The sequence below is a fragment of the Cupriavidus gilardii genome (assembly GCF_013347325.1).
Lineage (GTDB): Bacteria > Pseudomonadota > Gammaproteobacteria > Burkholderiales > Burkholderiaceae > Cupriavidus > Cupriavidus gilardii.
Genome location: NZ_CP054626.1, coordinates 3,032,080 through 3,058,104 on the forward strand (window position 1 = coordinate 3,032,080; position 26,025 = coordinate 3,058,104).

Annotated in this window: 19 protein-coding genes; 8 read left to right on the forward strand and 11 right to left on the reverse strand. The window is 60.2% G+C overall.

Annotated features, from left to right (window positions below; genetic code table 11):
• Window positions 1-230 precede the first annotated feature (230 nt).
• From FOB47_RS23895 to qatA, 10 genes are all read right to left on the reverse strand, one after another.
• Window positions 231-584: a copper-binding protein gene (locus tag FOB47_RS23895; protein ID WP_053821791.1), complete on the reverse strand. Its 354-nt coding sequence runs from the start codon at window positions 582-584 to the stop codon at window positions 231-233.
• Window positions 581-3,751, reverse strand: a complete 3,171-nt coding sequence (locus FOB47_RS23900) for an efflux RND transporter permease subunit (protein ID WP_062799358.1) — start codon at window positions 3,749-3,751, stop codon at window positions 581-583. The genes FOB47_RS23895 and FOB47_RS23900 overlap by 4 nt, the downstream gene beginning before the upstream one ends.
• Window positions 3,748-5,289, reverse strand: a complete 1,542-nt coding sequence (locus FOB47_RS23905; protein WP_062799361.1) for an efflux RND transporter periplasmic adaptor subunit — start codon at window positions 5,287-5,289, stop codon at window positions 3,748-3,750. Before FOB47_RS23905 ends, FOB47_RS23900 begins: the two co-directional genes overlap by 4 nt.
• The gene (locus FOB47_RS23910) at window positions 5,286-6,404 is read right to left on the reverse strand and encodes a TolC family protein (RefSeq protein ID WP_244959375.1); all 1,119 of its coding nucleotides are present in this window, start codon (window positions 6,402-6,404) and stop codon (window positions 5,286-5,288) included. The genes FOB47_RS23905 and FOB47_RS23910 overlap by 4 nt, the downstream gene beginning before the upstream one ends.
• A 584-nt stretch (window positions 6,405-6,988) precedes the next feature.
• A complete protein-coding gene (locus FOB47_RS23915; RefSeq protein ID WP_174782241.1) occupies window positions 6,989-8,032 on the reverse strand; it encodes an HNH endonuclease in 1,044 nt (347 codons plus the stop codon).
• A gap of 2 nt (window positions 8,033-8,034) precedes the next feature.
• A complete protein-coding gene (locus FOB47_RS23920) occupies window positions 8,035-8,415 on the reverse strand; it encodes an HIT family protein (protein WP_244959376.1) in 381 nt (126 codons plus the stop codon).
• Window positions 8,416-9,374: 959 nt separating this feature from the next.
• Window positions 9,375-10,139, reverse strand: a complete 765-nt coding sequence (gene qatD / locus FOB47_RS23925) for a Qat anti-phage system TatD family nuclease QatD (protein WP_174782243.1) — start codon at window positions 10,137-10,139, stop codon at window positions 9,375-9,377.
• Window positions 10,136-11,509, reverse strand: coding sequence for a Qat anti-phage system QueC-like protein QatC (gene qatC / locus FOB47_RS23930; protein ID WP_174782244.1), 1,374 nt, complete (start codon window positions 11,507-11,509; stop codon window positions 10,136-10,138). The genes qatD and qatC overlap by 4 nt, the downstream gene beginning before the upstream one ends.
• A complete protein-coding gene (qatB, locus tag FOB47_RS26335; RefSeq protein ID WP_315904125.1) occupies window positions 11,506-12,381 on the reverse strand; it encodes a Qat anti-phage system associated protein QatB in 876 nt (291 codons plus the stop codon). Before qatB ends, qatC begins: the two co-directional genes overlap by 4 nt.
• 7 nt (window positions 12,382-12,388) lie before the next feature.
• Window positions 12,389-14,359, reverse strand: coding sequence for a Qat anti-phage system ATPase QatA (qatA, locus tag FOB47_RS23940; protein WP_174782246.1), 1,971 nt, complete (start codon window positions 14,357-14,359; stop codon window positions 12,389-12,391).
• A 394-nt stretch (window positions 14,360-14,753) separates the two neighbouring features.
• On the opposite strand from qatA, the gene FOB47_RS23945 reads away from it, so the two are divergent.
• Both FOB47_RS23945 and FOB47_RS23950 read left to right on the forward strand, forming a co-directional pair.
• Complete coding sequence (locus FOB47_RS23945) at window positions 14,754-15,047, forward strand: transposase (RefSeq protein ID WP_174782247.1); 294 nt, start codon at window positions 14,754-14,756, stop codon at window positions 15,045-15,047.
• Window positions 15,044-15,925: an IS3 family transposase gene (locus FOB47_RS23950; protein WP_174782248.1), complete on the forward strand. Its 882-nt coding sequence runs from the start codon at window positions 15,044-15,046 to the stop codon at window positions 15,923-15,925. Before FOB47_RS23945 ends, FOB47_RS23950 begins: the two co-directional genes overlap by 4 nt.
• 785 nt (window positions 15,926-16,710) lie before the next feature.
• On the opposite strand, the gene FOB47_RS23955 is transcribed toward FOB47_RS23950, so the two are convergent.
• Entirely contained in the window at window positions 16,711-16,968 is a 258-nt protein-coding gene (locus FOB47_RS23955) for a DUF6471 domain-containing protein (protein ID WP_174782249.1), read from the reverse strand.
• 242 nt (window positions 16,969-17,210) lie between these two features.
• Between FOB47_RS23955 and FOB47_RS23960 the strand changes: the two genes are divergently transcribed.
• The 6 genes from FOB47_RS23960 to FOB47_RS23985 all read left to right on the forward strand — a co-directional run bounded on the left by FOB47_RS23960 (window position 17,211) and on the right by FOB47_RS23985 (window position 25,997).
• Complete coding sequence (locus FOB47_RS23960) at window positions 17,211-17,981, forward strand: hypothetical protein (protein WP_174782250.1); 771 nt, start codon at window positions 17,211-17,213, stop codon at window positions 17,979-17,981.
• Complete coding sequence (locus FOB47_RS23965; protein WP_174782251.1) at window positions 17,978-20,005, forward strand: transposase; 2,028 nt, start codon at window positions 17,978-17,980, stop codon at window positions 20,003-20,005. The genes FOB47_RS23960 and FOB47_RS23965 overlap by 4 nt, the downstream gene beginning before the upstream one ends.
• On the forward strand, window positions 20,002-20,988 hold the full coding sequence (locus tag FOB47_RS23970; RefSeq protein WP_244959377.1) for a TniB family NTP-binding protein: 987 nt from the start codon (window positions 20,002-20,004) through the stop codon (window positions 20,986-20,988). Before FOB47_RS23965 ends, FOB47_RS23970 begins: the two co-directional genes overlap by 4 nt.
• Window positions 20,985-22,829 carry a TniQ family protein gene (locus FOB47_RS23975; protein ID WP_105793870.1) on the forward strand — a complete coding sequence of 615 codons (1,845 nt, stop codon included), beginning with the start codon at window positions 20,985-20,987 and terminating at the stop codon, window positions 22,827-22,829. The genes FOB47_RS23970 and FOB47_RS23975 overlap by 4 nt, the downstream gene beginning before the upstream one ends.
• A gap of 162 nt (window positions 22,830-22,991) precedes the next feature.
• A complete protein-coding gene (locus FOB47_RS23980; protein WP_105793869.1) occupies window positions 22,992-23,495 on the forward strand; it encodes a hypothetical protein in 504 nt (167 codons plus the stop codon).
• Window positions 23,496-24,851: 1,356 nt separating this feature from the next.
• Complete coding sequence (locus tag FOB47_RS23985) at window positions 24,852-25,997, forward strand: acyl-CoA dehydrogenase family protein (protein ID WP_041863569.1); 1,146 nt, start codon at window positions 24,852-24,854, stop codon at window positions 25,995-25,997.
• Window positions 25,998-26,025 lie beyond the last annotated feature (28 nt).

The following is a 26,025-nucleotide window of genomic DNA, read 5'->3' on the forward strand; positions in this document are numbered from 1 at the left end:
AGGCAAGCGAACCTGTAGCACACACCGTGAACGCCACGGCAAACACGATGACAACGATGACTTCACGTGGCAGGTCGAAGGGTGGGCGGCTCACTGTGGCCGAACGTTCATGGAAAGCGGTTTCGATCCCGACGACGCCATTCGGAGGTCTACCGAAGCGGCGTGACGGAGGATTTTGGCCATGGCAGGCGGCACACTGCCCCGATGCGAGCGGTGGTGCCGCCTGAGTTTTACTTGCGCTGCATGTCCACGACTGTCGGCTTGCCGTCGACCGTGTCGAATACGGCGGTAACCGCATCACCTTCCTTGAAGTCCTTCAACGAAGCGCGATCCTTGACCGGGAACGCCATGGTCATGGCGGACATGCCGAGATTTTCGATCGGGCCGTGCTTGAGGGTAACTTTCCCTGCCTTCGCATCGATCTTCTTTACCTCTGCCGCAACCGGGTGGGGGGCCTGCTTCGTTTCGGCTGACGGCTTCATGTCCATGCCCTTCATATCCATGCCGTCCATCGACCCTGCCGCGAACGCAGCCGGTGTGGCAGCGAGAGCAGCCATGATGGCAAGAGTTTTGACGTATTTCATTGTGATTCCTCCGGGAGTGAGGGGTGGGTGGAAAGTGAGACAGATTCGGCCTGCCGTCTGCGTATCAGCAAGTACACCGCCGGCACAACAAACAGGGAAAGCAATGGCGCGGTGACCATGCCGCCAACCATCGGAGCCGCAATGCGCTGCATGACCTCCGAGCCGGTGCCATGCGACCACATGATGGGAATCAGGCCGGCAAGAATGACAGCGACGGTCATGGCCTTGGGGCGGACCCGCAGCACTGCCCCTTCCTGAATGGCGTCCAGCAATGCGGACACGCTGGTTTCGCCTCGGCCCTCGCGTTCGCTCCAGGCTTGCTTCAGGTAGAGCAGCATGATGACGCCGAACTCGGCTGCCACGCCGGCAAGGGCGATAAAGCCGACAACCCCCGCTACCGAAAGGTTGTAGCCCAGCAAGTAAAGCAGCCAGAATCCGCCGATGAGCGCCAGCGGCAGCGTGCCCATGATCAGTAGCGCTTCATCGAGACGGCCGAACACCAGGTACAGCAACACGAAGATGATCAGCAGCGTGAACGGCACCACCACCTTCAGCTTCGCGGTGGCCCGCTCCAGATACTCGAACTGACCCGACCAACTGAGGGAATAGCCCGCTGGCATCGGGACCGCCTTGGCCACGGCGGCCTGCATGTCCTGGACGGCCGAACGCAGGTCACGTCCGCGAATATCGACGTACACCCAGCCCGACAGGCGGGCGTTTTCGCTGCGCAGCATCGGCGGTCCTTGCACCACCTGGAGGCGCGCCACGTCGGACAGCGTGATATGCTGGCCACGGTCGGTGACAATGGGCAGGCTGCGCAGTTGTTCCACCGAGTCGCGGTAGTCCCGTGGATAACGCACATTGATCGGAAAGCGCGCCAGCCCGTCGACCACTTCCCCGACGTTGTCGCCACCGATGGCCGAGGACACGATGCTCTGGACATCCTCGATGTTGAGCCCATATCGCCCGGCGGCCATCCGGTCTATGTCGACATCGACGTAGCGCCCGCCGGACAGGCGTTCGGCGAGTGCAGAGGTGACGCCCGGCACCGCCTTGACAGCATCCTCGATCCTCGTGGCCAGTCGGTCAATTTCCTTCAGGTCGGTGCCCGCCACCTTAATGCCGACCGGGCTCTTGATGCCGGTGGCGAGCATGTCGATGCGGTTGCGGATCGGCGGCACCCAGATATTGGACAGGCCGGGCACCTTCACCACGCGGTCGAGCTCCTCCACCAGCTTGTCCGTCGTCATGCCGGAACGCCACTGGTCGCGCGGCTTGAACTGGATGGTGGTTTCGAACATCTCGATGGGCGCCGGGTCGGTCGCCGTGTCGGCGCGGCCGGCCTTGCCAAACACGGTGGCTACCTCGGGAACGGTCTTGATTAGGCGGTCGGTCTGCTGCAGCAACTGCGCTGCCTTGCCGGTGGACAGCCCCGGGAGCGCCGACGGCATGTAGAGTAGGTCACCCTCATCGAGAGGCGGCATGAACTCGCCGCCAATTCGCATGATCGGCCAGGCGGTCGCGACGAGCAGAATTGCCGCGATCGCTACAGTGGTCTTCGGGTAGGTGAGCACCTTGGCCAACACTGGCTGATAGGCGCGAATCAGCCACCGACTGAGGGGATTGGACTGCTCCGTGGGGATCCTGCCACGGATCATGTAGCCCATCAGGACCGGCACCAGGGTGACGGAGAGGCCCGCCGCCGCGGCCATGGAGTAGGTCTTGGTAAAGGCCAGCGGCGAAAACAGTCGGCCCTCCTGCGCCTCCAGCGTGAACACCGGAATGAATGACAGCGTGATGATCAGCAGCGAGAAGAACAGCGCCGGTCCAACCTCAGCCGCCGACTCGCCGATCACGCTCCAGCGTTCATGGCCGGTGAGATCCAGGCCGGGCTTATCCGCATGCCAATGCTCGAGATGCTTGTGCGCGTTCTCGATCATGACGACCGCGGCATCGACCATGGCGCCGATGGCAATGGCGATGCCGCCCAGCGACATGATGTTGGCATTGACACCCTGGTATCGCATGACCAGAAACGCGGCCAGCACACCCAGCGGCAATGAAACGATGGCAACCAGCGCGGAGCGCAGGTGGAACAGGAAAACCAGGCAGACCACCGCGACGACGATAAACTCTTCGATCAGCTTGTGGGTCAGGTTTTCCACCGCCCGGTTGATCAGGGCGGAGCGATCGTACGTGGTGACGATCTGGACGCCTGCCGGCAGGCTCTTCTGCAGCGTGGCGAGTTTGGCTTTGACCGCTTCGATGGTTTCCAGCGCGTTCTTGCCCGAGCGCATCACGATGACACCGCCGGCGACCTCTCCCTGGCCGTCGAGCTCGGCGATGCCGCGCCGCATCTCGGGACCAAGCTGGACGGTGGCGACATCGCCCAGCCGCACCGGGATGCCGGCGTCGCTGGTCACCAGCGGGATCTGCCGGAAATCATCGAGCGTCTTCAGGTAGCCGCTGGCCCGGACCATGTACTCCGCCTCGCCCAATTCCAGCACCGAGCCGCCGGTTTCCTGGTTGGCGCCCTTGAGCGCCGTAAGCACCTTGCCCTGCGACAGGTTGTAGGCGCGTAGCCGGTCCGGCATCAGGACGACCTGGAACTGCTTCACCATGCCGCCGAGGGACGCGACCTCGGCAACATTGGGCAGCGATTTCAGCTCGAAGCGCAAGAACCAGTCCTGGAGCGCACGCAGTTGACTGAGGTCGTGCTGGCCGGTCTTGTCCACCAGCGTGTACTCGTAGATCCAGCCGACGCCGGTGGCGTCCGGCCCCAGCGCCGGCTTGGCGGCGCCGGGCAGGCGGGATTGCACCTGGTTCAGATATTCCAGCACGCGGGAGCGCGCCCAATACAGGTCGGTGCCGTCCTCGAATAGCACATAGACAAACGAGTCACCGAAGAACGAGTAGCCGCGTACGGTCTTGGCGCCCGGGACCGACAGCATGGTCGTGGTCAGTGGATAGGTGACCTGGTTCTCGACAATCTGTGGCGCCTGGCCGGGAAACGGCGTGCGGATGATCACTTGCACATCGGACAAGTCCGGCAACGCGTCGAGCGGCGTGCTGCGCACGGCCCACAGTCCCCAGGCGGTCAGCATGACCGTGACCAGCAGGACCAGGAAACGGTTGCGGATGGAAGCAAGAATGAGCCGGGCGATCATGGCTTGGCCCCCTGGGTGGTGCCGGCCGGCTCGACTGCGGACAGGATCGCCAGGCCATCCTTGTCCAGGTGGAAGCGGAACCGGATGCGGTCGCCGGTCTTGAGCCCCTTCGGCAGGCCGGCAGGCGGCGCGGCGAAATCCATGGTCATCGCGCCCCACTGTGCCGAGGGAATCGGCCCGTGCGAGATGGTCAGGCCTTCGCGCGTCACGGCCTCGATGCGCCCGACGCCCTCGTGCTCGGGCGCAGCCGCAGCCGGCGCGGAAGCCGCTGTCGTGGCGCTCATGCGTTCGGCCGTGCCACGCAAGCTGGCTTCCGAATCGATGAGGAACTGCCCGGAGGTGACCACTTTCTGCCCCGCTTTCAGCCCGTCCAGCACCTCGACCATGCCGGCGGCCTCGCGCCCGGTCTTGACTTCGGTTGCCACAAAGCCGGCCTTGCCCGCATCGACCATGACGATGCTGCGCTGGCCGGTGCGGATGACGGACTCCAGCGGAATCATCAGCAATTCCTTCTGATCACCGCTGTCAAACCGGACCGTCACGAACATCCCCGGCAACAGGTGCCTGCCCTTGTTGGGCAGGACAATGCGCACCTTGATGGTTCGCGTGGCCGGATTGACATCGGGCAGGACGGTATCGACCTTGCCAACGATTGACTCGGTTGCGCCGGTCGGCGACACCTTGACCGCCCGGCCCGGAGCGATGGCGTGGGCTTGTCCCTCCGGTACCTCGGCAATCACCCAGACCTGGCTCAGGTCGGCCAGGCGAAACAGGGTCATGCCAGGAGACACAGTCATGCCCTCCCGGACCGCAACCTCTGTCACAAGGCCGTCGACGGGGCTCACAATGCCAAGAGTAGGCTGGAGCTTGCCGGATGATTCGACGGTGCTGACCTGGCCGGGGGTCATGCCAGCCTGCAGCATGCGGGCCTTGGCCGCGCTGCGCAGGTCGGATTGGCCACCCGCGGCCATGCGGGACACGGCAAGATATTCCTCTTGCGCGGCCACCCAATCGGGCGAGTACAGCGTCACCAGTGCTTGGCCGCGCCGGACCGGGTCGAGGGTCGCTTTGACCGCTACGTGCTGGACGAAGGCATTCGTCCGCGCCTGGATCACCTGGACACTGCGCTCGTCAATGGCGACATTGCCAGGTGCCTCGAGCACGGCGCTCATCCGGCTCGCCTTGACCTCAGTCGTGCGGATGCCCAAATTCTGCGCGACACGGCTGTCGACCGTGACGCCGCTGCCTCCGCTGCCTCCGGCATCCCCATCCGCATAAACGGGCACGAGCTGCATGTCCATGAAAGGGGACTTGCCTGGCTTGTCGAAACGCTGGCCGGGTACCATCGGATCGTGCCAGTACAGGATCTTCTTGCCAGTGTTCGGATCGGTGTCGCCTGCTTTGAGCGCAGACGCCGCGCCTGGCGCGGCCGTCTGCGCAGATTGTGTGCCGCGCATGACGCCGAGGTGGTAGGCGCCATAGAGGGCGGCACCGATGACAACGACGCCGGCGACCGCGGCAATGACTGGTTTCTTCATTTGCGTTCCTTGGTGGCTGGCTCGGTCTGCGCGGTAGGCAGCGGGATCAGGAAGGTCAAGTCGGCCCACAGCTTTGCCGTCCTGGCCTCCAGCGTCAGCCGCTCCACCGCTGTGTCGATGGCGCGATGGTTGGCCTCGGCGACGGCAAGCAGCGATCCGGTATTGGCCCGGTATGCCGTGAGCGCTGCCTCCGCCTGCTGATTGGCGAGCGGTAAGGTCTTCTCGTCGTAGCGTTGGAGCCGCTCAAGGTTGCGCTGCAGCTCGGCAAGTTTGGCGCCTACCATGGCCTGGGTATTGCGCCGGATGATTTCGGACTTGGCACGCGCTTCATTGGCCTGTGCCAGCCGGGCAGCGACGTCGCGGTCTTGGCGATTGCCCCGGTCCCAGGGCACCGGGAAGCTGACGTTGATCGACCCCATGTTGGAGAAGGCTGGGCCGCGCTGGCTGTACATCAGCTCGACCGTCACATCTGGTGTCCTGGCCTCCGTTGCCACCTGGATCTCCGACTCGGCCAGGGCCACGTCGCGCCGTGCCGCCGCGATCTCGGGAACCGCGTCGAATTCGTCTTTCGCCAGTTGCTGAATGCTCTGGGGTACGTCGAGCGGCGGGCGCTGCGACAGTGTGCGGTTAGCCGCAGGCCCGACCCAGCGCTGCAGATTAAGCATGGCGGTGGCTACGGCGGCCCGGTTTTCGTCGAGGCGGTCATGCAGCTTCTGGACTTCCAGCTCCATCGCCAAGACATCCGCACGCGTGCCACGCCCGCTGCGATAGGCGGCGGTCGCCGCCTGGAGCGCCAGGTCCAGGGGATGGCCGTGATGGCCTAGCAGGACACCGGTCTGCTCGGCATACCACCGATCGAGCCAGGCACCGACGGCATTCCGTTGCACGTTGGCCAGTCCGACCGCGCGCTGCGCCTCGGCGGCAGTCGCCTCGGCTTCAAAGCGCGCCGCCTTGGCGCGGCGCTTGTCCGAGCGCGTGAATTCCTGCATCACGCTGATGGACCGCATGGTCATGAAATCCCGCGTGAGCGAGAACTGGTCCGGCCCGGTCACGGGGACGTTGTTGAGTCCAAGTTTGATGTAGCGGGAACCATAATGTGAGATTTTGGGAAGCATCCATTGAGACATTTATCGGCGGATGTGCCTCGATAGCTCAGATTGATGGCGTCTAGCCCACCGCCACTCCGTAAATAATGACGGCCGCCTCATTGAGGTGGCCGTCGTTCTTTCAAGCCACGAAACAATCCTGACCGCACACGTCACAATAGTCTGGACTGCATTTGGACGCTCGTTCACAAGCTTCGGAGTGCGTGTTTCTCTAAGCACTCTTCGGAATCGATGGTCTCGGTACAGGTCCGAAATGACTTGCTGTAACGGCCAGGTCCAAAAATATTTGATTTCCATAAGCGGCAGAAATGCGCCTCTTCGTACGGAATTTGGGGCCAAGGGGCGGAAATGTGCCGCTTACGGTGATTAGAAGCTTTGCCGCCTGTTTGACCGCCAAGCTTAGGTGAGAACAGATATTAGGGCTGAACGCCAAGGTCAAAGACGTCATCGCGAAGTTATATAGGCCGGCACAAGGCACGCAGGCTATCGCGATTTCTCGAGCAGGCGCTGAACGCATTACCTAGATGCAGCAACACCGAATAAGATTGCCGAAAACCTACAGACCGTGGCTTGTAGTCCTTCTCCGCCGTAGGTTACTGAGCTGGCAGAATGCGTTGATAATCGGCCGTAAGCGGAATTACCTGTGCTCGTCCGAACCAGGATTGGGATGCCGTCACGAAGGCATGGTGATATGCCCAATGGGCTACGCGAGCCATCGTAGAACTGTCACATACGAAATGACTACCCAGCTCGTTCGCCAACACCGTTCCTTGACGCTCGTTCCTGTCGCACCATTTTTCCAAATGCACGGTGGCCGCCAGCAAATCTCGCTTATCGTTATTGCAAGTCTTATGGGCCAGAACGAAGTTATGTCCCAAGTCCCTCGGATAACGAGCCCAAGGGATGAAATGGTCTACCTCGCCCGTATTGCGCAGTGCGCCTTGGCAGTAGAAGCAGGTGTCCGACTGAATCTCCCTTAGCACCGGCCGCGCAGTCGCCAAATTGGCGCGACTCGTCCCAAACAGCGCCTGCTCCAGGTCTGACGCCTCGCCGATGACTGTGGCGTTGTTCGGATTGGCTCGAATATGGTTAATCCACGCGCTGCGCGCTAATTGCTGTACCAGTCCCTGAAAACGCCGTAAGTTGTACATCACACCCGGCAACAGGCGGATACTCGCGCTTGGTCCAGGGACATACAGAAAATTCACTTCTTGCCGCCGCAAGATTTGTAGGCGCCACAGCGGCATCTCCTTTAGCAGGGCGACCGTTTTCCGGAGAGCGTTCGGCCATTCCGTTGAGGCGCGCGCTTTTGGGAGCGTGCCATGGCGGCTACGGATGTCGTGAAGGAGTAAAACCGTGGCCGCCTGACGACCATTGTTTTGCATGAGTACGCCAACCTGAGCGCCGGCGGTATACGGCATCACTTGAGGCCAATACAACTCCAGAAATTTATCGGCAATGGCCGCATACGAAAGGTCAAGTGTGTCACCGGAATCAGTGCCATGTTCCACAGCCAACTCAGTCAGTGCCAGCAGTAGCGCAAACTTGTAGGTGGCAACGAATTCGCCTTCTTCGAACAGGCGCTGGATATGGTCAAGGAAGGACAGCTGCTCCTCCGGAGACGGGATTGCCGGCATGGTTAGCGATTGCTCCAATAATTGGCCTTTTCCGCAATTACCCAGCGGACCCCGCCTCGTGGGTCGGGTAAGTCGCCTGCGTACCGGGGAATCAAATGCATGTGGAGGTGCATGACAGTTTGGCCCGCGGCTTGGCCATCATTGATGCCAATGTTGTAGCCCGCCGGGGCAAATTCTTTATCCAAATCGACTTTTGTTTTATCGAGCAGCGCAAGGAGCGCGCTTCGCTCTTCCAAAGTCGTGTCAAAAAAAGACCCGATATGCCTGCGCGGAATAATCAATGTGTGTCCAGGGCTTACAGGAAATCCATCCCGGATTGCAATTGCGAATTCGTTCTCAGCGATGATTCTTGCCGCAGGCAGGGTGCAAAAGACGCAAGGCATGGCATGCATTTGGTTGGAGGAGCTGATAAGTTACTGGCAAACAATTGCATTTTCTCATTGGCGAGGATAGAACTCCTTCCTGCACCACAACTTCTATAAAGCGCAGTCCCTCTTACGAGCAAGTATAACTACGGCAATGCTTTCACAGATTCCTTGACTCGTTCCACATTGTCCGGTACTACGTTGATTCGAAACGCGCCCACCCGAGCTATCGAACGAGCTGCGGAATGGCACTCCATGATTCATGCCAAGGGATAGCGCTATTTGATGGTGGACATGACCGGCGCTTCAGCGAGCTTGTCGCAGCCGGCCCTGTCCACCGCGGGATAACGTTCGAGCAGAAATCATTTTCTTGAGTGACGGTTTACGAACACCGAATTTCGTGGTTCGCCGCCTGAGCACGGCGGTTACCGATAAAACGTCCAGCGCTAATTTTTAACATTAACGCCCGGAAGAAACTCAATTTCGGTGCGGTGAACTAGCTCGTCATATGGAATGGGACGTCCAGCACGGCCCTCGTTCGTGTTTTCAATCCAATGGGCCCAGGCTCGACCTGTCGTCGCGTCATAAACAAGCTTATATAAATATTTCGGTACTCAGGCCTTTCCCGGAGCAATCGTCTTCGGCGTCCATCAAATACCAGGCCGGTGATGACGTACGCATCACCCTTCGCAACGGGTCGGAAACAGCCCTTGCCAAACTTCCGGTCTCGGCCGATTGTGTTGAAAAAGCCGCCCAGCAATATGAAAAAAATTTAAGTGTCGCTACAGCGATTCGCAGAATAAATTAGTGGAGCCGAAAAGCTGGCAATTGTCATGCTTTTTCAACCTAATTCCGCCGTTTTCATCTCTAAAAGATATTGCTTCCGAGATTTTCAACAAAATCGGCCAAAAGCGGTCGTTCAACTCATCGCCTCTATATCTGCTTCAGGGCGGGAGCCGTCGTCCAGTCCGTGTCCCTCAGCGACTCAATAGTCCAGAAAGATTGCGCAAAATCAGGGCCGCCATTACTGATGGATTGAGTCCTTTGATCAAAGCCAAATTGATCACCGTGTCAGCGACTGCTTGAGGACGCACGGCTACTCCATTGCTCTGCACAAAGGGGCCATCAGTCTCGGTCAGAATGCGTTCAACGGGCAATTGCTCGACCAACGCACGGTGCCGAGGTCCCTTAAGCATTTCCGAGTTAACCGAAAAATAGCAGCCGAGGTCGATCGCACGCCTCGCCTCGGACAGGGAACCTGTAAACCAATGCAGCACTACCCGGCCTCGTCCGAGCGGTAGACTTTTCTCGACATGTCCCAGCACCTTCGACACTGATCGAACGCTGTGTACGGTCAAAACCTTGTCACCGTGTTCGGCACACGCCCTCAGCACACGCTCAAATACGCGCTCCTGTGCCGCAAAACTCTTGTAGAACCGCGGACTCGCATCTAGGCCGACTTCTCCGACGTACCTGGTCTCGCTCAAGAGGCTCTCAAAAAGCGCGATTTCCGATTCTCGCTCGCCAACGAGTTGTGGGTGCAGCCCCAAGGCAACGCGAACGTGCTTGGCGTGCGCGGCCATGTCCCGATTCCGAGCCCACGCCTTCGGCGTGGTCGTAACGGTCAACGTCGCGACGCCCTCCCGATCGCATTCCTCGATCAGTGCGGCATGGTCTGGGTAAAGGTCAAGGTGACAGTGGAAATCGACCCAATTGGGCTTTACAGGGGCCGTCGCGTTCACAGAGGCTCTGCCCTCACGCCTTCGAGGAGCCGGGCAACCTCCTCGAGACCCGCGGCATAGACATTCATATAGGCGGGAAGCTCGTTGGGGTGATCGGAAAGCGGCCCCGGCCTATGAATGTCGAAGCGCGCACGTTCCGGCCGTGAGCGCAACCGCGAGATTGCGAGTTGGAACGACCGGACATGGTTGCCCTCGGCCCGCTCCGAATCGAGGACCTGCGCATGTAGATCCGGAACTTGATATGGCGTGTCATCGTCGATTCTGCCTTCTAGGAGCGAAGCTCGACGGATCAGGCACGGCACGCAGTATCCACAATGCTTGGGCTGGCGTTGACTCTCTTCTTTTGCGAACCGTGTCTTCCCCGGCGACGAGCAGGACATGGTGTTCTTCGCCTGCGTTGCCAGAAATTCGCGCTCAGCGCATCCAAGCGCCATTTGGCCCTTGGTCATCAGACCGTACCGGTTGTGCAAACGTGAGCGAAGACCAAGCCTACTTATAAGTTCGTTCACGCGCGCCATGTAGAAGGGATGCGTGGTCCGGGTACTCAGCGCCCCGAGCCGAAGAGGGTCGAGTGGAACGTTCAATGAAATCAGGCCGTTCTCCGGCACGTGGATCGTCACGTCGTCACCCACTGCATCGGCGGCAAGGGCAGCCAGCGCAAAGAACATGAAGGAGCGGCCGCGGAGCGTGTCCTCGACCGGAGACTCGTCGACGGTATCCTTGGGGAAGCCGACTCGGGCCCGAATGTGGCTGAATTCGGCTTCCGCATATTTGGCCTTGAGAGCCTCGGCGCAGATCGTCTGGTGCTGACTGGTAATGCCATCCCAGTAGTGACTCACTAGCAAAGGCGTTTCGTCCGCTTCGAACAAGTCGACCGCGCCGATGAAGCTGTCGAGCCCTCCCGAAAAAAGACACACGCAAGTGGGATTCGCTGTTCGAAGGCTTTCGGTTGGCGGCACAAGAATTCCTCGTGAGCTTGGTCGCGCTCGGAATCGAAGGGTCCATTTGTCACCGGTCAAAAAATCAAGCGTCGTATGCAGGAGAGGCGTGACGGCCTCCCAGAGTGTCGGCTCCACCACCGGCACGCTGATTTCGATCTCTCGCGTCCAGCCGTCCTGTGCTTCTGTTTCGCGAGAAATTCGCGTGTCCGCCGCGGTGACGGTCGCTGCGAGCAAGGCGAAATCAACAGCTCGCTCGCTCGGTGACAGGCCAAGCGCATCGAGCTGTTCAAGCGCTTGCCCAAGGCCGAAGCCCAACCGCTCATAGCTATCGAGGAAGTCGATCTCTGTGACGTGAGCCTCAGGGCGAGCGGGTGTAACGGGTGCATCGTCGGACGCCCCCAGTCTGCTCACCAAGGTATGTTGCCTCATTGCGCATCCTCTCCTGCGTCGGCGATCAATTGAAAAGCAGCCTCATAGATCTCATTGGATCTCTGCTCGACCTCCCGGTCCGTCAACCGATCGACACCTGTCAACAACCCGGAAAGATGGGCCCTGCAACAACCGTTGATGAAGTCCCGAAGTTGTTCGTGGGTTCGCTCAACCGACTCCACGTCGGCGGCGAGCGTGATGCCGCGAGATCCGATGTCGGCAATCACCCGCCCTTCGATCGATAGCGAGACGAAATCCAGGAAGAATTCGCGCAACTGCTCGGGCGTGAGCTGACCAAATTCAGCCGGGCCTGCACCGTCGAGGTGGCCAATCGCCTCAAGCATCGCTTGCCTCGAAATGGCTTCATCGATGGCTCCACCCGGTGGGCAAAGGAACTCCAGCATGGAGAGGAAGACTTCGGTGGCCGGCCGGTCGACCATGCGATCAAGATCGAGGCGACGCAGAGTGTCCAATGCGCCGATCCGCTGGAAGTCCCTGACGACGCCCAGAAGTCTCGACCCGGTCGCTCGGGACGCCCCCATTCGTTGCGCCGCCCTGCGAGCGCCACCGCTACCGCCTCCACTCCCGCGACCGTTGCCGCCCCGTACATACCCGGCCAGTGCAGCGCCGAGCGTGCTGCTACTGCCATTCTTCGAGAAGCGGGTGAAGGCCGTCCTTGCCCCGGTGAGAGCGCCGCTGCCGGGTGCCTGGGACACCGAACTTCCATCGGTGGAACCGTCTGCGCCGTCTCCACCTGCGTCACCGTTGTCCTCGGCATCTCCATTGCCGCCTCCCGATCCGCCCGCAGGCGATTCAAGCCATGAAGGAACCAGCCCATTGGGTGGGCCGCCATATCCCTTTGATGTACCCATCGATTCCTCAGTTCTTCTTACCCAACGACTCCATCAGGGTCGCAGCCTTCTTCAGTTGCGGGTTTTCGTCCTGCTCGCCCCAACTCTTCCGCAGGGCGTTGACGTTGTTCACAAGGGCAGCAGCCTTGATGCCCGACACGAGGTTCAGTGGCCATACCCCTACCTTGGAGAGGTCCAACGACTTCGCAAATTCCAGAACGCGCCGTCCCGTCTCTGGGCCGCGCTCGGAAAGAACGAGAAGCCCATGCATCCCCTTCGGCTCGGAACGCATGTCATCGGCTTGCAGGATCTGGTCACTGACCGCGTTGAAGACTTCATCAACTTCCTGTGGCGAGAGATTCGCGACGTCGGTCACGCAACCTCGTGCCGCCATTTTGCCGCCCATGAGTCTCGCGACCAAGCTTTCGAGATGCGCTGACGCGGTGATCCCGCCGAGCGATCCCCGCTTGTCCCGAGTGACAAACACGTAGGGAAGGAGATCGACGCCCGCGAGCGGAGGATCGATCGTAGCCCAGCCCTTGATCCATTCGTTCTTCGACCAGTCGGCAACTTCTGGTGCCTGGGCTTTCGGTGCGGCAGCCTTCGTTGCCGACTTCTTGCCGACGGATTCAGGCGTTGCTTCCGAACTTTGGGCCTCTACAGCAGGCTCCCCTCTGCTGTTCTTAATGCTTTGCTCGAACTGCGCAAGGGCTTCGGGCTTGCCGCCTTCCGCCGTCGCCAACTGGGCGAGTTGCTTGTAGAAGTCAGGATAGAAACGCTCCGCGAGCATGATCTTTCCAAGGACGATGAGCTTGACGTCACCACCGAAGCCGCGCTCCTCGGCGATGGCCTGGCGGAGCATCATCGAATTCAGGAATCTCTTGATCTGTCGTGGATTGCCATGCGTTCCTTCCGTCAGCAATCTCGTCAGATGCGTGCTGATCAACTGAGCTTGCCTCACCTCCGTCGGCACCGGCTCGCCTACAGCTTCCGCCACCGCCCTGGCATCCAGCCCGCGGCTTTGCCATGGTCGCTTCATATCCTCGCGAGCGACTGCCAGCAGCTTCTTGAAGCGCGGGTCCTCGGACGTGAGCGCGAGCTCGGCAAGTAGGAGCGTGATGTACACCCGTGTCTCGGCCACGCCCAGCGCGGGGACCCGAAATGGAACCTGGATCAGTTTTTCGAGGTAGTTCCTTGGGTAACTGACTGGGCCGGTGCTGGGCGGGAGATCTGGGAAATGCTCCTTCACCGCGTACTCGATCATGAGTTCGTCGGCGCCGATCACAAAGGCCGTGCGATCCACCATCAGGAAAAGGCGGATCGCCTCGAGAGTCGCGATGGCCGTCTTTGGGAGGCATCGGTCGAGGTCATCGACGATCACGACCAGTCGATCCAGCTCGGCCGCCTTGAGCAACTCCTCGAATTCCTTACGGAACTCGTGCATATGGGCAGGCAGGCGATCGGCGTCTTCCGGAGCATCCTTGACGAACTCCTTGGCATGGGCCGCCACGCCCTTCAAATCCTCGACAGAGATGTGGTCCTGGGGCTTTGCCAGAAAGGCCGTAACCGTGTCGACAACACCCCGTACCTGATCCAGGGTTGGGATACCTGTGGCGGCAGTGAATACAAGGCCACCAGCCCTGTGCGCCATCTTGAGCCAGTCCACGCGCCGTAGGACTTTCTTGGCTGCATCGGCCACCTTCGTCGAGGCTGGCCGGGCGCGACGAAGCTCTTCTACGATTGTCTCGATGACGACCGTCTTGGCATCTTCGAAACCTTCGAAAGTCCAGCCGTTGAACCACAGGCAGAGGACACGCTCCTCATCCTTGAACGCGGCCTCCGTCATCTTCAGGACGCTAGATTTTCCGGCTCCCCAGTCTCCATGGACTCCGATGGTGATCGGGGCGACTGGGGTCTCGCGAATGAAACGGACTACCGTTCTCGCGATGGCTTCGTAGTACAAGAGATCTGTCGCTGTCTCGCGGTCGTTGAGAAACATTGGCGTATCTGTTTTTGGGAAACTATGTGGTCGATAGGGAGCTTAGCCGCCCCCCGATCAAGCGAGGTAGGAAACCGGCCGGGCGCGACAGTTCTCAAGGAATGAATCACCACGTTACATTAATACACGTCGAGGTTCAACGGAATCTGAGGCAGTGAAGCACGCCACCAACTGGGCCGCGTGCAACGTCGACTATCGCGCGGCATGTTTGCTCACCCAAGGGACCTTAGTCGGTTGCGTAGCAGTCAGATTTGGTGCATCCATAGCTGTCGGCTATCGCTGCATAGCGGACCTCTGAAATAATAGGTGCATCGACAGCTTCGGGTCGGAATGATCTTACCCACGTTTGATGGACACCTTGAAAGGGCCATACTAGTTCTGAGAGAGGTGCCTTATGGAACGCAAGGAATACACACGATATAGTCGCGAGTTCAAGCTAGAGGCGGTGCGGTTGGCAGCACTGGGGGAGAGGCCCAAAGCGCAGATCGCCCGCGAGCTGGGGATTCGTGTGAATCAGTTGCGCAAGTGGCGACTGGAGTTCGAAGCAGAGGACCGGACCGGCGCGCCCAAGCGTGCTCCGGTGCAACAGGAGGACATCGCCCTGCTGCGACGTGAGAACGCTCGACTCAAGGGGGAGAATGAGCTTTTAAAAAAAGCGGCCATCTACTTCGCGCGGGGATCAACGTGAAGCATCAGTTCATTGCCACGCATGCGCATCGCTACCCGGTGCGGGCAATGTGCCGGGCATTGCAGGTTTCGTCCAGCGGCTACTATGCGGCTCGTACTCGAGCGCCCAGCATGCGCAGCGAGCGGCAGACGCTGTTGACAGCGCAGATTCGAGCCGTTCACGTGGCAAGCCGCCGTACGTACGGCGCGCCGCGCGTGCATGCCGAGCTTGGTGCGCAGGGGATTGCGTGCAGCCTGAACACCGTGGCCAAACTGATGCGGCAGGCAAAGCTCATACCGAAAGCCATCCGGTGGTTTCGGGTGACCACCGACTCTCGAAACACCAAGGCGGCCCCAAATCTGGTGGGCCGCGTCTTCCAGGTCGATGAACCAAACGCTTGCTGGTTGAGCGACATTACCTACATCCCGACGCGCGAGGGTTGGCTCTACCTGGCGGCCATCCTGGACGTGTATTCACGTGCGATAGTCGGTTGGGGTATGAGCAAGACGCTTGATTGCCAGCTCGCCATCAGCGCGCTTGAGATGGCGATCAGGCGACGGGGATCGAGTCCTACGGTCTTGCACTCAGATCAGGGATCGACGTACGCGGCGGCCGAATATTGCGCACTGCTGGGCCGGTATGCGATCCGCCAGAGTATGAGTCGCAAAGGAAACTGTTGGGACAATGCGCCGATGGAGAGCTTCTTCCACACGTTGAAGACCGAACTGGTCATGCATTGTGACTACCAGAGCCGTGACGAAGCTCGCGCCAGCCTGTTCGAATACATGGAAGTGTTTTACAACCGCCAGCGGCGCCACTCGACGAATGGGTATGAGGCGCCGCTGGCCTTCGAGGGATCAACCAACGCCCGATTCAATTCGTCCACCGTTCGTGGGTAAGATCAGAAGCCGCCCTTGGCGCACTTTCAGACAAACGGCTGCTTTGGTATCAGCGCTCCCGATATTCAAAACGCCATTCGGATCATGCTCGAACGATTTTAGGAGGCCACATGCAGAAGCCACCGCTGGCACCGTCCACAGTTCCCTGGCTGGCTCGACTATTTCAGTAGGCTCCCTTTGCGGTAAATCGCTGCACCTCAATTCAAAAGGGGATGCCATGTCCGATGATGCCCACGAATTACCCGACGCCGTCGCCCAAGAGATACTGGAGAAGTTTGCGCAAGTGCCTACGGATTTTCCAAGGACACCGGTACCCGGTGCTGTGTCAGGCCTGGTACCGAAGCTCCGCGTGGTGAAGTTTGCCGGGCGGTTCTACCAACCTTGGCCCGGCAGCTTGCTGCTAAGGCAGTTGAATCGAAAACGGGAAAACGTAGCCACCTGTCAGAACAAGCCGTTCTTGACCAGTACCTGCCGCGTTTAGTCGCGACTCGATGGGTTTCGGGGAATATTCGCTGTCTGGCAGGGACTTATTGCTGTAGCTCACAGTTCGGCACCGTCGAGCTTGAAAATCCCACGACTATTGTCTATTTTGCAAATTTACGTCGGTGCAACGCCGGCACGTAGTAACGCCACGATGAGCCAGTTGTCGCCTTGCTGACCGCCTGTCCGGTCGTGCCCCCTATTTATGAGAGGGTACGACGCGGGAGCGGGCGATGAAACAGGTCTGGCTGGGGGCGAATCGGGCGCAAGGGAGGGCATGCGGCTCAGGTCGCGCGACTCTGTCCCTATTTAAGTGGGAGGGTTTCCACCCCCATGGCGCGCAGACAGGCGACCAGAAATGCCGCGCTGAACCGCTTGCGATTGATCTTGCGGTTGATCTGGTCGGGCGACTCGTCGATTCCCAGCTCCGCGAGCAGGCGCGAAAGCTGTTTGTAGCGAATCCCGCGCCGCAGCATCTCGATTTCTATCAACTCTTTCGCGGTCTGCTCCCAAGCCTCGTAAGGCTGAGTCTGCTGGCCACCATGGCGTGGCAGTCTCTCCATCACTCTCCCTCGGCCTTCAAGAGGCTTTTGCTCATTTCCTGCCAGTATTCTCTCACGGCTATTTTCAGTCGTATACGACTGATACCCAACCGCCAGCATTACATGTTCTCAGGCAGTCATTTTTTTGAGGACCAATTGTTGGCAAAACCTTTACCTACCACCCCGCCGCTCCGGCAGATGGCCGTTGTGCTCTTGGCAACCGACCGAGCCACCCTCCAATTGCCGAGCCTCGGAGGTGCGCAATGAGAAGCGCGCCATCCTATGGCGTGCGCAGCCGCCGGACGATGGCGAACGCCGGCGTCCGGTTCACGGCCCGGACGTACGGCAAAGCCCGCATCGGCACCTATGCCGAAAAGGCCGGTGGCCACATCACCGTCGATTCCGACGCCGAACGCCTGGTGGCGCACATGCTGAGCGTCGACCCGCGCGTGCGCTCCTTCCAGCCACAACCGTTCACCGTCGACCTGGTCGGCGAACGGCTGCTGTTGACGCGCGAAGAAGTCTCCGAGGCACGCCGGATGCGGGGCGGCCGCACCGGAGAGGTGGAATACACACCCGACTTCGCCACGGTTCAGCTCGATGGCCTGCAATGCGCGTACGAAGTCAAACTCGAGGGCTACGAGGGCGACGACCGCTACTGGGCGAAAATCGAGCGCGCCCGCGAAATCATGACGGCGTACTGCTATCCGCTCTCCACGCTGGTTGTGCCAGCGGACGAACGGCACCCGGTCGTCGTCAATGCCCAACTGCTGAAGCCCGCGCTCGTGCGCGCCCAGGAATACCTGACGCCGGACATCATCGACCGCGTCCAGCGCTATTGTGAATCCGGCCCGGTGCTGCAAGGCGACCTGTGTGCCGACCTCCAGATTCCGACGGGCCTGATTCCACCCCTGCTGGCGATCGGTGTGTTGCAAGCAGACGTGGCGCATCACCGCATCTGCGCCACGCTGGAGCTGTCCGCCGCCTATGGTGACCTGGGCCACCTCTGCCTGCTTGAGGAGCTGCGGTCATGATGTCCGACCTGCGCGTCGGAGACAAATTGGCGCCATCTGGCGAGCCGGACCGCTACTTCGAGGTGCTGGACGGTCGTGTCCATGCCGGCACTATCCAAATTTTCGATGCCGAGAAGCGCGAAGCCCGGTATGTCGATGAAGCCGCCATCCGGGCCGGAATTGCGGCCGGCAGTCTGATGCTGCATCGCAAGGGGATGCCGCGCGTCGGCCTCGTCGCCCAGTACGACAACCCGGCACTGCACGCCAGGGACCGTTTTCTGCACGACGCCCTGCGGCGCATCGATGCCCTCCGGGCGCAACGGGGTCTGTCGTTTGACGCCGCGATCCCTCTGGCCCGTGAGGCCTACGTGAGCGAGAACGCAGACGGATTGGTGGTCTGCGCGTTTCCATCTCGTCCGACCCTGTTCCGGGCGCACAAGAAGCAACTGCTCGGCTTGCCGGTGCTCAAAGGCGACAAAAACAAAGGCAACGCGACGCCCAGGTATGCGAGGGACCTGGTGGAATTCGCCGAGGGGGTCATCCAGGACCGGTACTTGGTCACGGAATCCAAGTGGACGGTCCTGGACCTGACGGGATATATCAACCGGGAAGCCCGCCGTCGCGGCCTGCATGTTGCCAAGCACGCTATCAGCCGCAAATTCGTCGTCGCCACGATTCATCGCCTGAGCGTCGATGCCGAATACGACCGGATGGACCCGCTCAACCGGGTCGCCGGCAAGTCGTTCGCAAAGAGGCGTATCCGGGCGGCATTTCCTTTCGCCCGCATCGAGCAGGATGCCCTGCATCTGCCCTTCGTCGTGCGCACACCCCATGGCGTCGCTCGGACCGTCTATCTGGTGCTGGCGATTGATGTCTGCACCGGGTATCCGGTGGGATGGCATCTGGTCATTGGCGCGCCGCGCGAGATGGATTCGCTGCGGTGCCTCGAAATGTATCTGACGCCGGCCAAGGCGACCCGCTTCAAGGAGCTGGCCATCGCCCATGCACGGAATCTATATGGCACGCCTGCCCAGGTCATTTTTGATAATGGTCCGGAAACCAAGGGGGGCCGCATCGTTCGCCTTGAGTTGCTGGCGATGGACGTCAAGCATTGCAAGGCGAAGGAAGCGCAAGGCAAGCCCTTCATCGAGCGCCTGAACCGGGCGCTCAAGGAGGCGTTGCAGCGCCTGCCGGGCTGCACGCGTTTCGAAGGAAAGGATGGCAAGCGTGACCCGGAGGCGCTGGGCGACGCGCTGATGACCGTCGACGCGCTCGAGACGTGGATCGTCCGGTGGCTGTACGAGGACTGGGTCAACACGCCGCTCGAGCGTCTGCGCTGGGACGAATTATTGGTCGATGCGGTCAAGGGCAAGACGCCGCTTGCGCGTCTGAATTACCTGACCGAAGAGAGGGGACATCCGATCACCATGCCACCACCCCGTCAGCAATGGATGGCCGCGCTCTTCGAGCACAAGCGGTGCACGCTGAGCGCCAAGACCGGCATCACGCTTGAGCATGGCTTCCGTTACAAGGGCGAAGCCATGTCCTATCTGCTGACCAAGTACGGCGACCACGCGCAGCTCCACGTCGTCTACAACCCCGACGATTTCCGCCAGGCGTACGTGTACGAGGACGATGCCCTTCCGCTCGTCACGCTGACGCACGAACACGTCCGCCCGCAAACGCCGGCCTGGACGTTTGCGGAAGCCAAAGCCCGCTTCGATTCGGGCATGGAGGACTGGACGGTCCCGGACGACAAGGTGCAATTCCTGCGCGACCTGGACGCTGCGGTCACTGGACATGGCAAGGCACGGAAACCGCGCGGCAAGCGCGCAGAAAACCAGGAAACCGTACGCCGGGCCAAAGACCACTCGGCCCTCCAGCGCAGCATCGACCGGCCGCTTTTGTCGACTGGGCCGTTTGGGCCTGCCCCTTCGACCAATCCCTCATTGCCCACGGAAGACCTTCAGCCGGTTGCCATCTCGTACGACGATGCGCCGCTGATGCCCATTGTAAACAGAACCACTGGAGAAAAACTGCTGTGACCCCAGCCCAACAATTGCGCCGAGATATCGAGACCTGCGAACTGCCGCACCCCATGTTCGTGGAGCACCTCGCTACGCTCAAACGGCGCATCGATGACGCCCTCGCTGGCTTTGCACCCAAAATCGTTCGCGTCCCCGGTCCGAGCGGCGTGGGCAAATCTTCGCTCATTGCCACCCTGTCGCGCGACTACCCGGAAACCCGTATCGATGGGCGGCGCCATGTGCCCGTACTGGTGGTGGCGGTGCCCCAATCCGCAACGGCCAAGCTGCTTCCCCAAAGTGTCCTGCGCGCGTTGGGCATCGGGGTCCCTGCCCGCATGACGGCGGGAGCGTTGTTCGATTTCATGGTGACGCAGCTGCGCCTGGCCGGCACGCGGGTGATTATTTTTGACGAGATATCCCACCTCGTGGATGAAGGATCACGGGTGCCCCCGCGCGCCTCCAGCGACTGGCTCAAGGCTCTGGCCGACACACTCGACATGACGCTGATTCTGTTCGGTATTCCGCGCCTCGAACGACTTTTTTCAGCGAATGAACAACTGCGTCGCCGGGCTTATCCCGCGCGCCATTTTTTGCCGTATGACGCCAGCGATGCCAAGCAGATGGCGGCATACATTGCATGCGTCACCAATTATGCCCGCCTGTTCGCTGCGGCGGGCTATCCCATTGACGTGCGCCCCCGCGTGCTGACGCAGCAAAGCTATCTGCTCACCGGTGGCCTGATTGGGGTACTCGCCGACTTCATGCGTGAGTTGGCCAAGTTAATGGCGTACCAAACGCCGCGCGCCATCACCTACGCAGACTGCCAGAAGGCACTGGAAGACGTCAACCACGCCGGGTCACCGCACAGATTGGCCTTCCGGGATTCGGGCATCGACGACGTGGACGTCGAGCCGGCAGCCCTGAAGCAGGCCTACGTCCATGTTTTGACCAGCAACCTGGCGTCCGTCCCGGTTCGTAAAAAATCAGGAGTTAAGCAATGAGCCTCATCGTCCCCTCTGCGCCTCGGGACGATGAGTCCGGCATGGGGTACTACCGTCGACTGTCCGCCGACAATGCGCTGTTCAGCTGGCGTAACCTGACGGATACGGCGGGCGTCGAACGTAAGCGCCGCGCATTGCTGATGCGCACGGACGAGGTAGCGCGCAATCTCGGCCTGGAGCCGGCGTGGACCGAATCCGCCAGGCAGAAAGAAGACCTCTGCCGCGACTGGGGCCGACTGCATCGGGCGCAATCGGACGCGGTGTGTCCGGCGTGCCTGGCTGAATCGCCGTACCTGCGACACACGTGGGAACACACCTATGTCACCGCCTGTCCGCAGCACCGCCTGCGCCTGGTCGACCAGTGCAACGCCTGTGGCAAACACCTGTCGCCGGAGCGACTCTATATCGGATTGTGCTCGTGTGGCCATGACTTGGGCAGCCTGCCGCGGGTGCCGGCGACCCAGGCACAGCTGTGGTTGTCGACGCTCATTGCGCGCAATGGCCGGCAATCGGGCAGCATGAAACCGGTGCTGCATGGCGTCGACACCAACGTGCTGGTGAAGGTCATTCGGACGCTCTGCCTGTATGCAGGCCCGAAGCAGCCCGGGTTGTCGCGTGGCGCAGTCGTGCCAAAATCGGTCGCGGAAGCGGTCGAATTCCTCGCGCCGCTCGACGCCTTGCTGGCCGACTGGCCAACGGGTTTCCGGGCCCATGTTGCGCAACGCATTGCCGCCGGCCGCCAGGATGCCCGCACGCTGAACACATTGCTGGGGGACTGGTATATCCGCCTGCGCAAGCTGTGCCAGGGCACGACGCTCGAGCCGCTCCTGCACATCATCCTCGACGTCGCCGCCGAAAAATCCGATTGCGTACTGGGCCTGGATTCGGCCAAGGCCATGGCCGAGGAGGCGACGGGATACCTGCGGGCGCCGGATGCCGCCAAAGCCATCGGCGTGAGCGTCTCGCGTCTGCACGACTCGATTCAGGCGGGCGAATGCGCACACCGCACGCGGCGTACCGGCACGCGGGGCCAGGTGTATGAAATTCCCTGCGCCGAGGTTGAGCGCATCCAGCAGCAACGTGCCGGGTGGATTTCCGACGCCGCGGCCTGCGAGCTGGCAAAGATTCCCCCCGTCGTGCTCGAACGCATGAAAGCGGCCGGCGTTATCCGGTCAGACATCCGCTGGCGCGAAGATCTCCTGAAAGGCGGCCCGGTCGCGCACCAATCCCTGCTGGATTTATATGCGTTGGTGGACCGGTGGGCCGAACCTGCTGCGGTCGCCGATGAGGCGACACTCACTTGGGCGGAACTGACCAGCCGTCGCCTGGGGGAGAAACAGGCCATCGAGTCGCTGATGAAAGCCATCGCGAATGGCGATGTGAAAGCCGTCACGCGCGCTCGAACGCTGGGCGAAATGTCCTTCCTGAGGGCGGACGTGGCACAGTATTTTGGCACGCCATTGCTCGAGGCGGGCATGTCGATTCAGCAGCTGGCCAAAGCGACCGGCTGGAAATGGGAGTCCATCGCGCACTGGATAGACGAAGGGTTGCTGGCGTCCGAGTCGATTCAACGCCGCGGCCAGCACTGCCGCGTCGTGTTGCCGCATCAGCTGTTGGCATTCCGACAAGCCTACGTGCCTCTTGCCGACTTGGCGCGTGGCATGGGTACCAAGTCATCTGCGCTGTCGAGACTGTTGTCTGGCATCGAACTGGTCGGTGCGCGGCATCTCCGAGACGGAGCCATTCGCGGCGGGCTGATTCGCATGGCAGAGCTGGGGCGCCTGGCAGTTCTCGGAGCAAGGGCAGGGCAAGACCTGTTTGTTCCATTAGCGCAGGAGTGATGATGGTTACCCAGCTCTTCGGGTATCGCGCGGTGCCATTACTTTTGAAACTTCTCAAGTGTCGTGAAACCGCTGCTACGGGTAAAGAGAGGACGATAGTCATTTGGGCACTGCGCGGTAGCAAGCAACACTTTACCCAACCAGGCTTTTGAGAGACATGAAATGGCACAACGCTTGCAAGACATTCTCCATAAACTTTACAGGCCGCCGACTGACGGGACGCGCCAAGTTTTCGCATTGTCGCGGCCTGATGCAGAAAAGCTGCCTGTTTTGCCATCGATTGCTGTCATCTCAATCACTGCACCGGAGCGCCCACCAGCTGCCATTGGCGACTTCGCTCACGTGCTGCGCCTGAGCTTTGCCGACGTCGATTTCCTCAATCCGGACCTATCCGAGCGCGCTCGGGGAAAGCTGGCTCACGCCTTCACCGAAGAGCAGGCAGAAGCCATTCGCTCCTTCGTCGAAGCACTGCCCGATGAGATATGTTCATTGGTTATCCACTGTGAAGGAGGCTATTCGCGCTCATGCGCCATCGCCCTCGCTCTCCATCAGCTCTATGGTTACCAGGTGGAGCTCGCGCACCTCACGGAGGCTAACCGTTCAATCGTGCGCGTGCTGATGGGAGATTTTCGTAGCCACCGCAAGTCGAAGAAAATCACTCGCTAACATGCATCCATGCATCTGGCCTTGTCGTTGGGTACTCGAATGTGACTACATCCCAATACCCACCCGGTACCTCTATTGGCGCTTCTGAACACATCCCCCCAACTGATAAATGGATTCGCCATTCTCATGCTTACCCAAATGGCTCAGCCTAAAAGCAGGTGAACACCTTCACAGCCTTGCTACGGGTGGTGAGGCTGAGCCCAGCCCTCCCTGGCAGATTTGCCCGGATGCGCCTTCACTCAGCCGTCACCCCCACTGCTACGGTATGGAGCCGGCCTCGCCCGGCAGACTTTCGTTCCACGCCTCTGCCTTCGCCAGCGCGCCGATTTCTCAGAACTTCCCCCCAGAATCGGTTTCCCCGGCGTGCTGGTGGTCGGCACCTCGTCCACGCCGGCGGCAATTACCACATCACCGAAGCCCACCAATGGGATGGGGCGGTTCTTCGACCCGGCGGCATGGCGCGCGGCGGGTGGCATGCAGGTTCTTGCATCACAGTATATGTGTCGCTGGAGGGCATGCCACGCGAATCGAATAAGCTTGAAAAATTTTGCGCTCGAGATGGGCTGATTCGAATAGGCAGCGAGCCGTCAGAAGACGGGAAACCCATCCCTAATCCAGGGTGTCTGATTTATGCTTGATTGCATCAGGAAATTTGGAAAAATGTCTGAAAAATGCATGACTCCCCGAGTCTTGTCTGAATTTTGTTTGATTCGCCAAAAGTGCTAACTTTGCGGCAGATACAACAACCGGCTCGCGCCGGTAAACTGCGAGCAACAGTATTTCGAGAGACTCGTCAGTGTCTAGGACACAGGGAGCGATTCAACTTGCAACTGCACACAGTTCTCAGATGGTGACGCTAACAGGTGCACTCAAAGCGTGAAGCTTCACTTAGTGCCATGACATTAAGGACTTTTTGCTTAATACAGCGCTCGAGGTACGGTGGCTATTTTTTCGCAGCTGTCGGTCAAATTGCCCACATGTAGACACTCATGACCTGTCTTGGCACCACGAGAGAGGAAACGCCGAGGAGTGGCGGCGGCCGTACGGCCCCTTCGCTGGCGCCGGCCAAGGGTACTGGCAGTGGTGAATCCAACCAAAAAACTTCGAGAGGTGGTATTACCCACCACCGCAATGTGCGCGCTCATCAAAAGACGAGTAGAGGGGCCGATGACATGATTGACAAGGGTAAGAGGCGGGAACATAATTGACCGAAGAGTAGAATTCATGTTCAATAGGTAAAACGATCTTCCAATAAGTCGAAAATTGGTGAGAAAAGTGCTCCGGAAAGCCCGGCAGCATATGGCACGCATTGATCACTACAACAAGGCGCCGCAAGGCTCCATTCAAGGAGATATGATGTCCGATACTTCCGCAGTCTTCCTGAGCGAACAGGAAGTCATGATCCGCGATTCCGCCAGAAAGGTGGCCAACGAAGTCGTCGCAACGACCGCGGCCGCGCGCGATCAGTCGCAAGCTTGGCCACATGACGAGCTGAAATCTGTGGGTGAACTCGGCTTTATGGGTATGTTGGTGCCAGACGAGTATGGCGGGTCGGGCGCAAGCTTTGTCGAATACTGTCTGGCCATTGAAGAGTTCGCGGCGGCGGATGCTGGATTTGCGACTATCGTTCATGTCCACAACAGTCTGGGTCTGACGCTGATGTGGTCGGCTAGCGAAGAACAGAAGCGTAAATACTTGCCAAAGCTTGCCAGCGGTGAGCACATTGGCGCCTTCTTGCTTACCGAGCCTCACGCCGGATCCGACACCGCGGCATTTCGCACCTCCGCGCGACGAGATGGCACTGAATACGTCCTGAACGGCAGCAAGCAATTCATTTCGAACGGCAGCGAGGCAGGCTTGGCGATCGTGCTTGCGGTCACCGATCCAACCGCCGGCAAGCGCGGAAAAAGCTTGTTCCTAGTCGACCCGAAGCAGCCCGGATACGAGGTCGCACGTGTCGAAAGTAAATATGGTCAACACACCGCACATCTCGCGCAGATCGAATTGAAGGATTGTCGCGTCCCAGCCGGAAATCTCATTGGTGCCGAAGGCGCAGGCTATCAGCAAACGATGGCATTACTGTCGCACGGCCGTGTCGCCATTGCGGCGCAGGCCGTTGGGGTCGCTCGTGCCGCGCTGGAGGCGGCCTTGCGGTACGCCAAGGACCGGGAAGCGTATGGCGCCCCGATCATCAACTTGCAGGCGGTCAGCTTCGACTTGGCAGACATGGCGATGCATGTAGAGATTGCCCATCAGTATGTGTTGCATGCCGCACGCTTGGTCGATGCGAACGTTCCATGCGCGAAGGAAGCGTCGATGGCGAAGCTGTTCGCTAGCGAGATGGCGGAGAAGGTGTGCTCTACCGCGCTACAACTCCATGGTGGGTACGGCTACCTCAAAGATTTCCCGGTCGAACGCTATTGCCGGGACGTCCGTGTCTGCAAGATCTATGAAGGCACGAGCCATATTCAGAAGCTCATCATTGCGCGTAGTCTGGCCTAGGAATAACGCCGGGCGGATGTAATAAGGC